Origin of the sequence: Streptomyces sp. CB02923 (genome assembly GCF_001905005.1) — a bacterium.
Lineage (GTDB): Bacteria > Actinomycetota > Actinomycetes > Streptomycetales > Streptomycetaceae > Streptomyces.
Genome location: NZ_LWKZ01000023.1, coordinates 799,016 through 813,624, shown reverse-complemented (window position 1 = coordinate 813,624; position 14,609 = coordinate 799,016). Strand labels below are relative to the sequence as shown.

Sequence of the window (14,609 nt, the reverse complement as noted above, 5' to 3'; positions counted from 1 at the left end):
TTTGCGCGTGCTGCTGACCGGACACCAGGGGTACCTGGGCACCGTGATGGCCCCGGTCCTCGCGGCCGCCGGGCACGAAGTCGTCGGCCTCGACGCCGGGCTGTTCGCCGACTGCGTGCTGGGGCGGCCGCCCGTGGACCCGGCGGGGCATCAGGTGGACCTCCGCGACGTCACGGCCGAACACGTCGCCGGGGTGGACGCCGTGATCCACCTGGCCGCGCTGTCCAACGACCCGCTGGGCTCGCTGGCGCCGGAACTCACCTACGACATCAACCACCATGCGTCCGTACGGCTGGCCAGGCTGGCCCGCGACGCCGGAGTGCGGCGTTTCCTGTACGCGTCGACCTGCTCGGTGTACGGCGCCTCCGGCGGTGGCGACCTGGTGACGGAGGACGCCCCGCTGCGCCCGGTGACGCCGTACGCGGAGTCCAAGGTGCGGGTGGAGGACGACCTGCACTCGCTGTCCGACGGCGACTTCAGCCCGGTGTTCATGCGCAACGCCACCGCCTTCGGCCACTCCCCCCGGCTGCGCGCCGACATCGTGCTGAACAACCTGGTCGGTCACGCGTTCCTGTCCGGCGAGGTCCTCGTACTCTCCGACGGCACTCCCTGGCGACCGCTGGTGCACGCCGCCGACATCGCACGGGCCTTCACGGCCGCGCTGACCGCGCCGCGGGAAGCGGTGCACGACCGGGCGTTCAACATCGGCAGCGAGATCAACAACGTCACGGTCGCCGAGATCGCCGAGCAGGTCGCCGAGGCGGTGGCCGGCTCGAAGGTGGTGATCACCGGGGAGACCGGGTCCGATCCGCGGTCGTACCGGGTGGACTTCTCCCGCTTCCGTGCCGCCGTGCCCGGCTTCGACTGCGCGTGGACGGTGAAGCAGGGCGCGCTCGAACTCGCCGACGCCTACCGGAAACACGGCCTGACCAGGGAGGACTTCGAGCAGCGCTTCACCCGGCTCGCCGTGCTGCGCGCGGCGTCCGACGCCGGTGCCGTCGACGACACCCTGCGGTGGCGCCGATGACCGCGGTCGGCGAGGAGATGCACGCACTGGTGGAGCGGCTGTACCCGCTCTGCCGGAGCATCACCGGCGACGGGGTGCGTGCCACCCTGGAGATCGTCGGGGAATACGTCCCGCTCCAGGTGCACGAGGTGCCGACCGGGACGCAGGTGCTCGACTGGACGGTGCCGCAGGAGTGGAACATCCGGGACGCGTACGTCGCCGACACCGCGGGCAACCGGGTCGTCGACTTCGCCGCGTCCAGCCTGCACGTGCTCGGCTACAGCGTGCCGGTGTCGCGGACCATGCCCCTGGCCGAGCTGCGCGCACACCTGCACACCCTGCCGGACCACCCGGCCTGGGTGCCGTACCGCACCAGCTACTACACCCCGGAATGGGGATTCTGCCTGGCCCAGGAGACCTTGGACGCGCTGCCGGACGGCGACTACGAGGTGCGCATCGACTCCACGCTCGCGGACGGCCACCTCACCTACGCCGAGCACGTGGTCCCCGGCCGGGTCCCCGACGAGGTGATCATCTCCTGCCATGTCTGCCACCCGTCGCTGGCCAACGACAACCTGGCCGGCATCGCGGTGGCGACGTTCCTGGCCCGGACGCTGGCCCAGGAGACGCCGTACTACACCTACCGGTTCATCTACGCGCCCGGCACCATCGGGGCGATCACCTGGCTGGCGCGCAACGCGGAGCGGATCGAGCGTCTTAAGCACGGCCTCGTCCTGGCCTGCGCCGGGGACGCGGGCCAGCTGACGTACAAGCAGAGCAGGCGTGGCGACGCGGAGATCGACCGGGTGCTGCGGCACGTCCTCGCCACCTCCGAACGCCCCCACCGCATCACCGAGTTCACCCCGTACGGCTACGACGAGCGGCAGTACTGCTCCCCCGGCTTCGACCTCGGCGTGGGCTCGCTCAGCCGGACCCCGTACGCCGGATACCCCGAATACCACACCTCGGCGGACAACCCGGACTTCGTCTCCCCGGAGGCGATGGCGGACACGCTCGCCGTCTGCCGCGAGGCGTTCGCCGTCCTCGACCGCAACCGCCGGTACGTCAACCTCAGCCCCTACGGCGAACCCCAGCTGGGCCGGCGCGGGTTGTACGACTCGCTCGGCGGGCGCAGCGACGCGAAGCAGGCCCAGCTGGCCATGCTCTGGGTGCTCAGCCTCTCCGACGGCGAGCACAGCCTGCTGGACGTGGCCGAGCGGTCCGGGCTGCCGTTCGACACCGTCGCCGTCGCGGCCGACGCCCTGCTCGGCGCCGGGCTGATCAAGGCATGACGCCGATGGCCACCGGGAGGGAGAAGCGGACCGCCAAGCGGGCCATGGCGGGCCGGCTGTCCTGGGGCCTTGCCGACCAGGCGGTCTGCAGCCTGAACAACTTCGCGGTGGGAATCTACGTGGCACGGTCGCTGGGGCTGACCGCGTTCGGCGTGTTCAGCCTGGCCTGGGTGACCTACGGCGTGGTGCTCAACATCTCCCGCGGCCTTGCCACCGACCCGCTCGTGGTGCGCTTCAGCGGTGTGCCGACCGGGGCCTGGCGCGCGGCGGCGGCCCGGTCGACGGGTACCGCGCTGGGTGTCGGCGGCGCCGTCGGCGCGGCGTGTCTGGTGGTCGGGGGCGCGCTCGGCGGCCAGGTGGGGCCCGCGTTCGCCGCCCTCGGCGTCGTCCTGCCGGGGCTGCTGTTGCAGGATGCCTGGCGGTTCTCGTTCTTCGCCGCGGGCACCGGGCGCAAGGCGTTCACCAACGACGTCCTGGCGACCGTCGCGCTCGTCCCGGCCATGGTGGTGGCGGCACGCATAAGCAGCGGGGCCGGCGTGGCCGCCTTCGTGCTCGCCTGGGGCGCGGCCGCCGCGGTGGCCGCGGGGTACGGCTGCCTCCAGTCCGGCCTCAGGCCCCGGCTGACCGAGGCGCGCGCGTGGCTTCGCGAGCAGCGCGACCTCGGCTACCGGTACCTGGTCGAGAACGTCGGCGTCAGCGGTGCGGCCCAACTGCGGGCGTACGGCCTCGGCTTGATCGTCGGAGTCGGCGCGGTGGGTGTGGTCCGGGGCGCCGAACTCCTGCTCGGCCCCTTCCTCGCCGTACTGATGGGTCTTTCGCTGGTGACCGTCCCGGAGGCGGCACGGGTGCTGCGGCAGGCCCCGCACCGCCTCGCCAGATTCTGCTTGCTACTGGGCGCCGGTCTCGCCGCCGGTGCGGTGCTCTGGGGCGCGGCGCTGCTGCTGGTGCCCGACCGGCTCGGCGAGCTCGTGCTCGGCGACGTCTGGAGCTCCGCCTCCGGGCTCATCGTGCCGGCCGCGCTCGGCGTCGCGGGCGCCGGACTCGGCAGTGGCGCGGCGGCCGGACTACGCGCGCTCGCCGCCGCCCGGCGCAGCCTGCGGTGTCAACTCTTCGCCTCCGCCTGCTACGTCGGCGGCGGGCTCGGCGGGGCGGTCGCGGGCGGCACGGTCGGCTCGGCCTGGGGCGTCGCCGCCGCCACCGTCTGCAGCTCGGCCGTGTGGTGGCTGCAACTGCGGTCCGCCCTGCGCGAGCGCCACCGGAACCCCCTCCCCGAAGTGAGGACGCCATGACCGCGTTGCGGAGCACCCCCCGGCTGAGCATCGGCCTGCCCGTGTACAACGGCGAGGAGTACCTCGCCGAGTCGCTCGACGCCCTGCTCGGCCAGACCTACGAGGACTTCGAGCTGGTGATCTCCGACAACGCCTCGACCGACGGGACCCAGGACATCTGCCGCCGGTACGCCGCGCAGGACCCGCGCATCCGCTACCTCCGGCTGCCCCGGAACATCGGCGCCGCGCCGAACCACAACCACGTGTTCACCGAGTGCCGCGGCGAGCTGTTCAAGTGGGCCTCGCACGACGACCTGTACGCCCGGGACCTGCTGAAGCGCTGCGTGGAGGCGCTGGACGAGCGGCCGGACGTGATCCTCGCGCACAGCGGGCAGGCGGTCATCGACGGCGACGGCCGGGTGAAGGTCCCGTACGAGTACGGGCTCGCCACCGACTCACCGCACGCGCCCGAGCGCTTCCGCAGCCTGCTGTTCGAACCGGGGGGCGACGACTTCTACGGGGTGATGCGGGCCGACGTGCTGCGCCGGGTCAAGCCGCACGACAGCTACCACCACGCGGACCGCACGTTCGTCGCCGAGATCACCCTGCACGGGCCCTTCCACCAGGTGCCGGAGTTGCTGTACTTCCGCCGCGACCACCCCGCCCGCGCCGAGCGGGCGAACCCGGGCAAGCGCTCCCGGTGCGTCAACCTGGACCCGCGCCGGGCAGGCCCGCTGCACCCGACGCCCCGGCTGCTCGCCGAGTACGTCTGGGGCTTCGTCTCGGCGATCCGGCGGGCGCCGTTGTCCCGGGCCGACCGGCGCGCGTGCTACCGGCACCTGGCCGCGTGGATGACCAGCCGGGTCCGGCCGGGCGCCGGAGAGCGGGTCGAGGACCGCGCCCCGGCCGACCCGGCCGGGCTCACCGTCTCCGTCGACGCCCTCGTCGCCGGTCGTGAAGGCCGTGCAGGCCGTGAAGGGGGGCGGGTGTGACGCGGGTGCGGGTGGGGGTGTTCGGCCTGCTCGGCTCCGGCAACCTCGGCAACGACGGGTCGCTGGAAGCCGTACTCGGCTACCTCCGCGCCGAGCACCCGGACGCGGCCGTGGACGCGCTGTGCGGCGGACCGGAGGTCGTCACGGCCCGTTACGGCATCCCCGCCACGCGGCTGCACTGGTACCGCGGGGAGTACCGGACCGCGTCACGTGCGGGCGCGGTCGCGGCGAAGGGCCTGGGCAAACTGGTCGACGCCTTCCGCACCGCCGCCTGGGTGCGCCGCCACGACGTGGTGATCGTGCCGGGCATGGGCGTCCTGGAGGCCACGCTGCCGCTGCGGCCGTGGGGCTTTCCGTACGCACTGTTCCTGCTCTGCGCGTCCGGCCGGCTGTCCGGCACCCGGGTCGCGCTGGTCGGCGTCGGCGCCGCCCCGATCGGCAACCGGGCGACCCGGGCCCTGGTGCGCCGGTCGGCGCGGCTGGCCACGTACCGCTCGTACCGGGACGTCCTGTCCCGCGACGCGATGCGGGCGATGGGCGTGGACACCGCGCGCGACGAGGTCTACCCGGACCTCGCCTTCGCCCTGCCGACGCCGCGGACGGCCCCGCCCCCGGACCCGCCCGGGACGGTCTGTGTCGGCGTCATGGCCTTCCACGGCGGCGACGACGACCGCGCCCGTGCCGACGAGATCCACCGGCGCTACCTCGAAGGGACAACCCGCTTCGTCCGTACGCTGGTTGAGGAGGGACGGCCGGTCCGGCTGCTCACCGGCGACGAGTGCGACGCGCCGGTGGTCGCCGCGATCCTCGACGCGGTGGACTCACCGCTGGTCACCGCCGCCGAGGCGGCCTCGCTGGCCGACCTGATGCAGGAGACGGCGGCTGCCGACACCGTGGTGGCGACCCGCTACCACAACCTGGTGTGCGCGCTGAAGACCGGCACGCCGACGCTCGCACTCAGCTATGCGGCGAAGAGCGACGCGCTCATGGCGCAGATGGGGCTGGCCGCGTACTGCCACCCGGCCCGCGATGTCGACGCCGACCGGCTGCTCGCCCGGTTCCGGGAGCTGGAGCAGCGGTCGGCGGAGCTGCGGCAGACCCTCACCGAGCGGAACGCGGCCGCCGCACGGCGCCTTGAGCACCAGTTCACCGTCTTGACCGCGGCCCTGTTCCCGACCGCGGACCACCCGCACACCCACGCGCGGCAGGAGACTGCATGAAAGCGACCGAAGTCCCGGCGATCGACGGCGCGTACCTGTTCGAGCCGACGCCGTACGCCGACGAGCGCGGCTTCTTCTGCCGCACCTTCGACGCCGACGTGATCCGCTCGGTGGGCCTGGACCCGGACGCGTTCGTCCAGGACAGCATGTCCCGCTCGGCCCGGGGCGTGCTGCGCGGCCTGCATCTGCGCTCCGGCGCCGGCGAGGCCAAGCTGGTGCGGTGCTCGTACGGGAGGATCTTCGACGTCGTCGTGGATCTGCGGACGGACTCGCCGACCTACCGCAACGTGGCCTCCTTCGAGCTGTCCGGCGACACGCAGGTGACGCTCTACATCCCGGCCGGGTGCGCGCACGGCTTCCAGGCGCTGACCGGGACCGCCGACACCGCGTACCGGATCGACCGCCCGCACGATCCGGCCGAGGACGTGACGATCGCCTTCGACGACCCGGAACTCGCCATTCCCTGGCCGCTTCCGGTCACCTTGATGTCACGGCGGGACCGCGAGGCGCCCAGCCTCGCCGAGGCCCTGCACCCCCACGAGAGCTGAGGTCGGCGTGGACAGCGAAGAGTTCCTCCTGCCCCGGTCGCGGCTGGCGAACGAGCGGCTGCACGCCCTGGTCCCCGGGGGCGCGCACACCTACGCCAAGGGCGACGACCAGTACCCCGAGGACCTGGCGCCGGTCATCAGCCACGGCCACGGCGCCCACGTATGGGACATCGACGGCAACCGTTACATCGAGTACGGCTCCGGCCTGCGGTCGGTCAGCCTCGGCCACGCCCATCCCCGGGTACTGGAGGCGGTGCGGCGGGAACTCGGCCGCGGCAGCAACTTCGTCCGGCCGTCCATCGTCGAGGTCGAGGCCGCGGAACGTTTCCTGGCCACCGTGCCGACCGCCGAGATGGTGAAGTTCGCGAAGAACGGCTCCGACGCCACCACCGCCGCGGTACGCCTCGCCCGCGCCGTCACCGGGCGCCCGCGGGTGGCCCTCTGCGCCGACCATCCGTTCTTCTCCGTCGACGACTGGTTCATCGGCACCACACCGATGTCCGCCGGCATTCCGACGGCGACCACCGACCTCACCGTGGTGTTTCCCTACGGAGACCTGGCCGCCGCGGAAGAGCTGCTCACCCGGTACCGGGACGAGGTCGCCTGCCTGATCCTCGAACCCGCCACCCACACCGAGCCCCCGCCCGGCTACCTCGCCGGGCTGCGCGAACTGGCCGACCGGCACGGCTGCGTACTGGTCTTCGACGAGATGATCACCGGCCTGCGCTGGTCCGAGGCGGGCGCCCAGGGCCTGTACGGCGTCGTCCCCGACCTCTCCACGTTCGGCAAGGCGCTGGGCAACGGATTCGCCGTCTCCGCGCTGGCCGGACGCCGCGACCTCATGGAGCGGGGCGGGCTGCGCCACTCCCGCGACCGGGTGTTCCTGCTGTCCACCACGCACGGTGCGGAAACGCACTCCCTGGCAGCCGCGATGGCCGTACTCGCCACCTACGTCGAGGAGGGTGTCACCGCGCGGCTGCACGCCCTCGGCGAACGGCTGGCCGCCGGTGTCCGGGAGGCCGCGGCCGGTATGGGCGTCGGCGACCACGTCGTCGTCCGGGGCCGGGCCAGCAACCTGGTCTTCGCCACCCTCGACGAGAACCGGCAGCCGTCGCAGCAGTACCGCACCCTGTTCCTGCGGCAACTCCTCGCGGGCGGGGTGCTGGCCCCGTCGTTCGTGGTGAGCAGCGCGCTCGACGACGCCGACATCGACCGTACGGTCGACGTGGTGGCGCGGGCGTGTGCGGTGTACCGGAAGGCACTGGACGCCGCGGACCCCACGCCCTGGCTGGCCGGGCGACCGGTGAAGCCCGTATTCCGCCGCTTGGCGTGACGTCGGGTGAGATAGCTGGAGGTTGCGTTCGAGGACTTGAGGTGACGTCAGCGACGCTCTTGCCGACCGGCGTCACCCATCCGATCGCCCGTCCTGTCGTCCGCCCGCTCGCCCGTCCTGTCGCCCGTCCGCTCGCCCAGCCGGTCGGCCGTCCGGTCGACCAGCCACGCGGTCACCGGTAACACCGCCAGCGCGGTGCACCAGCCGCCGAGGACGTCGGTCGGGTAGTGCGCGCCCAGAGCGACCTGCGCCCATCCCATGACGGCTCCGGCAACCAGCGCCGCGGCGAGCACGAGCACCGCGCCGGCCCTCCTGCCGAGACCGAACCGGCCGGTCACGAGCAGCGCCACCACGAGGGCCAGCGCGGTGAGGAAGGCGGCGTGCCCGCTCGGGTAGGACAGATTCCCGCCGTGGATGGTGCGCCCCACCACGGACTTGAGCAGCGTCGCCGCCCCCACGGTCATGCCCACGCCGACGACGACGAGCACCGCCGCGCGTGGACGTCGCAGCAGCAGGCAGCCCGTCACGGCGGCCACGACCAGCGTCGCCGCTCCGGCGGGCTCCCCCAGGAAATCCGTGGCCAGAGCGACGTACCGCAAGGGCGGCCGCACACTGTCCGCCGTCGGCTGGATGATCCACCTGTCCACCGTGCCGGGTTCGCTGTGGCCTGCGTAGAGGACCCCGAGCACGACAACCGTCAGCGTGGCGAGGACCGCCGTCAGCCCGAGCCACGCGCGCAGCCACGGAGGCAGCACCGCAGGCACCGGCTGCCCGGTCACCCGCCCACCGCGTCCGGTCGGCCCACGTCAAGTCCGGGCACCACCCGCCCCACACCGTCGCAGACCACCCGGCAGACGCCATGCGCCGCGCGGCCGGAGCCGCTCACAGGTCCGGCCGATGCGTCACCTCGGCGGCCCGCCTATGCCGGACAGAGCGGTCAGGACGGTTTCCTTCCGCCCGCTGGTCTTCAGATCGAAGGTCTTGTCGATTCCGCCCGAGTCCTTGGCCAGCCATACCCCGCTGACCGTCACGTCCTGGGGAAGGCCGAAGATGCTGCCGTCCACCTGCACCCGCACCGTGCCGCTCACCGCACCGAGCTCCGGCCACCAGTGCTGCACCGTCAGCTTCTCGGCCGGCAGCCCCCCGGCCACGGTCCCGAGCTCCGACGTGCTCCACCTGATCGAGAGCGCGCCGAGGCACCAGCCGGGCTGCATTCCGCCGTTGTCGTGGAAGAGCCGGACCTTCTTCAGGTCCCCGATGTCGTCGATGGTGACCCGGTAGGTGTCGTGGTCGCCCTGCTCGAAGTCGTTTCCCGGCTTGTCCAGCGCGACCTCCGGGCTCTTGCCCTTCTCACCGATGAGCTGGATCTTCACCGTCGCGTCGGTGCCCGCGTCATTGATGTTGGCCGTGGCGATGTTGAGGTCGTAGGTGATCTTCTCGGACATGGGACTCCTTCGAATGGGGAGTTCGTTCCGTGATCGCATCCGGTTCCGTGACCGCATCCGGTTCCGTGATCGCACCCGCACGCTAGGCCACACCCCATCACCGGTGCTAGTGATGATCACGCCATACCCGCGGACGAGGAGGTGGGCGCCGCGTCGGCCGGCGGCGACGCGGCCGCCGTCCCTCCTAACGCCGACGAAACCCTCGCCGTGTGGCGGTCTTTGCGGCAGCCTGGGGACGGGCCGCGCACGACAGCGGCGGCGCACATCCAGAGCCACCCGCACCAAGCGAGGAAGGCGGTCTGTGATGAGCGATTCGGTTACGGAGGCCGTGGGGCCGGGCCGGGACGAGTCGGCCCGGCTCTCGGCGGTCATGCTGCGCGTCAACGGCCGGACGCGGCGGCTTGAGCTGGACCCGCGGACGTCACTGCTCGACGCCCTGCGCGAGCATCTGCGGCTGAGCGGGACCAAGAAGGGGTGTGATCACGGGCAGTGCGGCGCCTGCACGGTGCTGGTCAACGGCCGGCGCATCAATTCCTGTCTGACGCTCGCCGTGATGCACGAGGGCGACGAGGTGGTGACGATCGAGGGTCTGGAAACGCCTGACGGACTGCACCCCCTGCAAGCCGCCTTCGTCGAGCGGGACGGCTTCCAGTGCGGCTATTGCACGCCCGGCCAGATCTGTTCCGCTGTGGGCATGCTCGACGAGGTGGCGGCGGGCTGGCCCAGCCACGTCACGGCCGAGGTGGCGTCCCCGCGGATCACGCTGACCGAGGAAGAGATCCGCGAGCGGATGAGCGGCAACATCTGCCGGTGCGCCGCCTATCCGAACATCGTCGCGGCCATCCGCGCGGCGGACGGAGGCCCCCGGTGAGGCCCTTCACGTACGAACGGGCGAAGGCGGCACCGGCCGCCGTCGCCGCGGTGTCCAGGGACGGCGCCACGTTCATCAGCGGCGGCACCAACCTGCTCGACCTGATGAAGCTCGGCATCGAGCGTCCCAGCCATCTGGTCGACATCAGCCGGCTTCCACTGCGGGACATCGAGGAGCTGCCGGACGGCGGCCTGCGCATCGGCGCCCAGGCGCCGAACTCCGATGTGGCCGCCGATGCCCGCGTACGCACCCGCTATCCGGTGCTGTCGCAGGCCCTGGTGTCCGGCGCTTCGGGCCAGTTGCGCAACAAGGCGTCCACCGGTGGCAACCTGCTGCAGCGGACACGCTGCCCGTACTTCTACGACACGGCCGCGGACTGCAACAAGCGGGACCCCGGGTCCGGCTGCTCGGCGACCGGCGGCTTCAACCGGATCCACGCGGTTCTCGGCACCAGTGACTCCTGTATCGCGACCCATCCCTCGGACATGGCCGTTGCGATGACCGCGCTGGGGGCGGAGATCGAACTGCTCGGTCCCGGCGCGTCCGTACGCCGCGTCGCCATCACGGACTTCTACCGGCTGCCGGGAGACACCCCGCACATCGAGACCGTGCTGCGGCCCGCCGAGATGATCACGGGTGTGGTCCTGCCCCCGCCCCCGCCGGGCCGGCAGCTCTACCGCAAGGTGCGCGACCGGGCGTCGTACGAGTTCGCGCTGGTCTCCGTGGCGGTCGTCGTCTCGGCCGAACAGGGCACGATCGACGCGGCGCGAGTGGCGTTCGGCGGTGTGGCGCCCAAGCCGTGGCGATCCGTCGAGGCGGAGACCGCGCTGCGCGGCCGTCCGGCGACGATGGCCACGTATCGCGTCGCGGCGGAGGCGGCGATGCGCGACGCCGTGGGCCGGGGACACAACGACTTCAAGATCGAGCTGGCCGAGCGCGCGCTGTGCCGGACGCTGGCACAGGCGGCCCGGTCGGGCTGAGGAGGCGAGATGATCGGGCGAGCGCTGAACCGCGTCGACGGCCCGTCGAAGGTCACCGGCCGGGCCGTCTACGCCTACGAGCAAGGGGACGCCGGGCCACCGCTCTACGGGGTCGTCGTCGGCGCGACGATCGGCAAGGGCCGCATCACCCGGATCGACACCGCGAGCGCCGAACGCGCCCCGGGCGTACGCATGGTGATGACCCACCTCAACGCCCCGGCGCAGGGCTCCCGCGACGAGCCGGTTGCGTTCGAGTTCTGGCGCGCCCAGCCGGTGCTGACCGGCCCGGACGTCCACCACCACGGCGATCCGGTCGCGTTCGTCGTCGCCACGGCCTTCGAGCAGGCCCGGGAGGCGGCCGGTCTCGTACGCGTGGAGTACGCCACCGGGCAGGGGCGCTTCGACTTCGCCGCGCACCAAAGCGAGGTGTACGTGCCGAAAGAGGTCAACGCCGGGCTCCCCACCGACACGGCCGTGGGCGACTTCGCCGCCGGGTTCGACAGCGCGCCGGTCAAGATCGATCAGCGCTACACGACGCCGTACGAGTTCTCGATGCCCATGGAACCGCACGCGTGTCTCGCGGTGCCGCGGGGCGAGGACCTGATCGTCCATGTCAGCTGTCAGATCGTCGACGCGGCCCGCGCCTCGATCGCCGGCACGCTGGGCATCGACCCGGTGCGGGTCCACGTCGTCACTCCCTTCGTCGGCGGGGGCTTCGGCTCCAAACTGGGCATCCACTGCGAGACCGTCCTCGCGGCGCTCGCCGCTCGTGCGCTGCGCCGGCCGGTCAAGGTCGCGCTGACCCGGCAGCAGATCTTCCAACTCGTCGGCATGCGCCCCACATCGAGCCAGCGGGTCCGGCTGGGCGCGGGGCGCGACGGACGGCTGGCCGCCATCGCCCACGACGTCACGATGAACACCAACCCCGCCCTGGAGTACGCCGAGCAGACCGCCGCGACGACCCGCAGCCTCTACGCCGCACCCCACCGCGCGACGAGTCACCGGCTGACGACGCTCGACCTGCCACGCGGGGCGGACGTCCGCGCGCCCGGCGAAGCGCCGGGCCTGCTGGCGGTCGAGTCGGCCATGGACGAACTGGCCGACGCGCTCGACATGGACCCGGTCGAACTGCGCATCCGCAACGAGCCCGCCGTCGACCCCGAGCGCGGCGTGCCGTACAGCGACCGGCACTTGGTCGACTGCCTGCGGGAAGGTGCGCGCCGGTTCGGCTGGGAGCGCCGCCCCACGACTCCGGCGAGTGCGCGCGAAGGGCGGTGGCTGGTCGGATACGGCATGTCGGCCGCCATCCGCGGGCACTTCCAGACGCCGACGACGGTACGGGTACGGGTCGACGCGGACGGCACCGCCGTCGTCCAGACGGACATGACCGACCTCGGCACCGGCACGTACACCATCCTCACCCAGGTCGCAGCCGACGGACTGGGGCTGCCGCCCGACCGGGTACGGACCGAGCTGGGACGGTCGGAGTTTCCCCGCAGTTGGGGGTCCGGCGGCTCGTGGGGCGCCACCAACTCCAGCACCGCGACGGACCGCGCCTGCGCGGACCTGCGCGCGAAGCTGCTGGACGCGGTACGCACCGACACGCGCTCCCCGCTGTACGGCCTGGACCCGGCGGACGCGGTGTTCCGCGAGGGCCGCGTACGCGTCGGGCACGCGTCCGAGCCCCTGGGCGAACTGGTCCGGCGCCACCACCCCCATGGCCTTGAGGCGGTGGGCGAGACCCTCTTCATGGGTGACGATCCGAACTACACGGCCTACTCGATCCACACCTACGGAGCCCATTTCGCCGAAGTGGGGGTCGACGCGGACACCGCCGAAATCCGGCTGCGGCGGATGCTGGGCGTGTTCTCGGTGGGCCGTGTCCTCAACCCCAAGACCGCCCGCTCGCAACTGATCGGCGGCATGATCTGGGGGATCGGGGCCGCCCTGGAGGAAGAGGCCGTCGTCGACCCGCGGACCGGCGCCTTCGTCAACCGGGACCTCGCCCAGTACCTGGTGCCGGTCCACGCCGACGTCCCCGACGTCGACGCCGTCATCCTCGACGGATACGACGGCAAGGCGAACGCCCTGGGCGCGAAGGGCGTCGGCGAACTGGGCATCTGCGGGGCCGGCGCGGCCGTCGCGAACGCGGTGTACAACGCCACGGGGGTACGCGTGCGCGACTTCCCCGTCACCTTGGAGAAGGTGCTGCCCGGCCTGCCGTCCATGGATTCGTGACCCCGGACGCCCCGGCCCCCGGCGGTACGGCGTCGAACTGCCGCACCACCAGCGGCAGGGCCTTGCGCACCGACCCGTTGTGGTCGAGGTCCCCGACATCCGTGAGACGGTTCACGCCTCCGTTGGCGGTCAGCTGACGCTGACAGTGACGGGCGTTGTCGAAGGCGACGTCCTTGTCTCCGGAGGCGTGGTACAGGTGCACCGGCACGTCCGGGCGCCAGTCGCAGGTGGTGTCCAGCGCGTTCAGCCGCTGCCGCAGCTTCCCGGTGGGGTGGCGGATCGTGTCGAGGAATTCCGGAGTGAACAGGTCCTTCGAGGCAGGCGGCAGGGCCGCGGCTATCTCGGACGCCTGGTGGTCGCCGTCGAAGAGGGCTTCCACCGTCTTGTCGTACGGGGCGCGGAACGCCTGTGCCGGTGTGTCGTACAGGCCGTACAGCCGGTTCCACGCGGTCGCGAAGTAGGCCAGGTAGAGCGACGACCGGACGACCTTGTCGTCCGCCGCGGCGGCCTCGAAGGCGCTCAGGTCGAACGGTCCGGCGACCGGGGCGAGCGCGCCCAGGCGGAAGTACGGATTGACGCCTTGCTGAAGGGCCCGCCCGACCATCATGGTGGCGGGCCCGCCCTGGGAGAAACCGCTGACCAGGACGTGCCTGGTGAGGGTACGGCGGTCCTGCCGGGCGAACGCGCGAGCGGCCCGGAGCGCATCGACCGAGGCGGTGACGGTCGCCTGCGGATCTCCGTACGGATGGGTGCCGGGGCCCACGCCCAGGCCGAGGTAGTCCGGGGCGGACACGGCCCGGCCGGTGGAGGCGAAGAGCAGGGCCGCGGCCCGGTCGGTGGACGCCTCGTTCATCGACGCCACGTCGCCCCGGTACACGGTCGTGCCGTGCAGCCAGGACACGACCTGGAGATCACGTCTGCCGTTGTCGGGTGTGGCGATTAGCTGGCTGGCCGTGGTGGGCCGTCCGTCCGCGCCGCGGGTGCGGTAGACGATGCGGTGCGCCCGTACGCCGTATCTGACCTGGGACGCGTCGATGCCAACCCGCTCCAGACGGTCCGCGACCTCCTTCGCGTCCAGATCGTCGACGAGGGTGGCGGAAACGACCGAACCGGGGGCCGGGCGCTGCGTGGAAACGCCCGGGACGGAGGGCGAGGCGGCGTACCAAGTACCGGTCCCGGCCTCCCCCACCCTCGTCGCTGCGGCCGCCGGTGCCGCGGCCGTGACCAGTACGACCGCGGCACACCCCAACGCGAGTACCGCCCGTGGAGCTGCGGTCCGTTCACGGAATCGTTTGAAGATCATGGCTGCAACTCTGCCGTGCACGACAGGGGCAGCACATTGCGGTTTGCCTCACTGTCGCCGTGGGGTTTTCCCCCGTATCCGGCTGGGCTGCGCTTCAATCCGAATGTAGCTGC

General features: G+C 72.2%; 13 protein-coding genes. 10 read left to right on the top strand and 3 right to left on the bottom strand.

Translation table 11 applies throughout. From position 1 onward, the window contains the following. The first annotated feature begins 1 nt into the window (after window position 1). From A6A06_RS21700 to A6A06_RS21670, 7 genes are read left to right on the top strand one after another with little or no spacing between them, the layout of a single operon-like run. Complete coding sequence (locus tag A6A06_RS21700) at window positions 2-1,027, top strand: NAD-dependent epimerase/dehydratase family protein (protein WP_073762923.1); 1,026 nt, start codon at window positions 2-4, stop codon at window positions 1,025-1,027. Then, window positions 1,024-2,298, top strand: coding sequence for a DUF4910 domain-containing protein (locus A6A06_RS21695; RefSeq protein ID WP_199931048.1), 1,275 nt, complete (start codon window positions 1,024-1,026; stop codon window positions 2,296-2,298). The genes A6A06_RS21700 and A6A06_RS21695 overlap by 4 nt, the downstream gene beginning before the upstream one ends. After that, window positions 2,295-3,587, top strand: a complete 1,293-nt coding sequence (locus tag A6A06_RS21690; protein WP_073762921.1) for a hypothetical protein — start codon at window positions 2,295-2,297, stop codon at window positions 3,585-3,587. The genes A6A06_RS21695 and A6A06_RS21690 overlap by 4 nt, the downstream gene beginning before the upstream one ends. 5 nt (window positions 3,588-3,592) lie before the next feature. After that, on the top strand, window positions 3,593-4,558 hold the full coding sequence (locus tag A6A06_RS21685; protein WP_199931096.1) for a glycosyltransferase family 2 protein: 966 nt from the start codon (window positions 3,593-3,595) through the stop codon (window positions 4,556-4,558). Beyond that, window positions 4,555-5,778: a polysaccharide pyruvyl transferase family protein gene (locus A6A06_RS21680; RefSeq protein WP_242440865.1), complete on the top strand. Its 1,224-nt coding sequence runs from the start codon at window positions 4,555-4,557 to the stop codon at window positions 5,776-5,778. Before A6A06_RS21685 ends, A6A06_RS21680 begins: the two co-directional genes overlap by 4 nt. Then, on the top strand, window positions 5,775-6,326 hold the full coding sequence (rfbC, locus tag A6A06_RS21675; protein ID WP_073762919.1) for a dTDP-4-dehydrorhamnose 3,5-epimerase: 552 nt from the start codon (window positions 5,775-5,777) through the stop codon (window positions 6,324-6,326). The genes A6A06_RS21680 and rfbC overlap by 4 nt, the downstream gene beginning before the upstream one ends. A gap of 7 nt (window positions 6,327-6,333) precedes the next feature. Then, the gene (locus A6A06_RS21670; RefSeq protein WP_073762918.1) at window positions 6,334-7,659 is read left to right on the top strand and encodes a glutamate-1-semialdehyde 2,1-aminomutase; all 1,326 of its coding nucleotides are present in this window, start codon (window positions 6,334-6,336) and stop codon (window positions 7,657-7,659) included. A gap of 47 nt (window positions 7,660-7,706) precedes the next feature. Here A6A06_RS21670 and A6A06_RS21665 read toward each other — a convergent pair whose 3' ends face one another. Next, entirely contained in the window at window positions 7,707-8,438 is a 732-nt protein-coding gene (locus A6A06_RS21665; RefSeq protein ID WP_073762917.1) for a phosphatase PAP2 family protein, read from the bottom strand. Window positions 8,439-8,561: 123 nt separating this feature from the next. Further along, the gene (locus A6A06_RS21660) at window positions 8,562-9,104 is read right to left on the bottom strand and encodes a PLAT/LH2 domain-containing protein (protein ID WP_073762916.1); all 543 of its coding nucleotides are present in this window, start codon (window positions 9,102-9,104) and stop codon (window positions 8,562-8,564) included. A gap of 304 nt (window positions 9,105-9,408) precedes the next feature. Here A6A06_RS21660 and A6A06_RS21655 point away from each other — a divergent pair, with 304 nt between their 5' ends. The 3 genes from A6A06_RS21655 to A6A06_RS21645 are packed head-to-tail and all read left to right on the top strand — an operon-like array spanning window position 9,409 to window position 13,193. Next, complete coding sequence (locus tag A6A06_RS21655; protein ID WP_073762915.1) at window positions 9,409-9,975, top strand: 2Fe-2S iron-sulfur cluster-binding protein; 567 nt, start codon at window positions 9,409-9,411, stop codon at window positions 9,973-9,975. Then, window positions 9,972-10,955, top strand: a complete 984-nt coding sequence (locus A6A06_RS21650) for an FAD binding domain-containing protein (RefSeq protein WP_073762914.1) — start codon at window positions 9,972-9,974, stop codon at window positions 10,953-10,955. Before A6A06_RS21655 ends, A6A06_RS21650 begins: the two co-directional genes overlap by 4 nt. Window positions 10,956-10,964: 9 nt before the next feature. After that, window positions 10,965-13,193, top strand: a complete 2,229-nt coding sequence (locus A6A06_RS21645) for a xanthine dehydrogenase family protein molybdopterin-binding subunit (protein ID WP_073762913.1) — start codon at window positions 10,965-10,967, stop codon at window positions 13,191-13,193. On the opposite strand, the gene A6A06_RS21640 is transcribed toward A6A06_RS21645, so the two are convergent. Further along, window positions 13,147-14,496 (bottom strand): hypothetical protein, encoded by a 1,350-nt coding sequence (locus tag A6A06_RS21640; protein WP_242440864.1) that lies wholly within the window; start codon window positions 14,494-14,496, stop codon window positions 13,147-13,149. The genes A6A06_RS21645 and A6A06_RS21640 overlap by 47 nt on opposite strands. Between the last annotated feature and the right edge of the window lie 113 nt (window positions 14,497-14,609).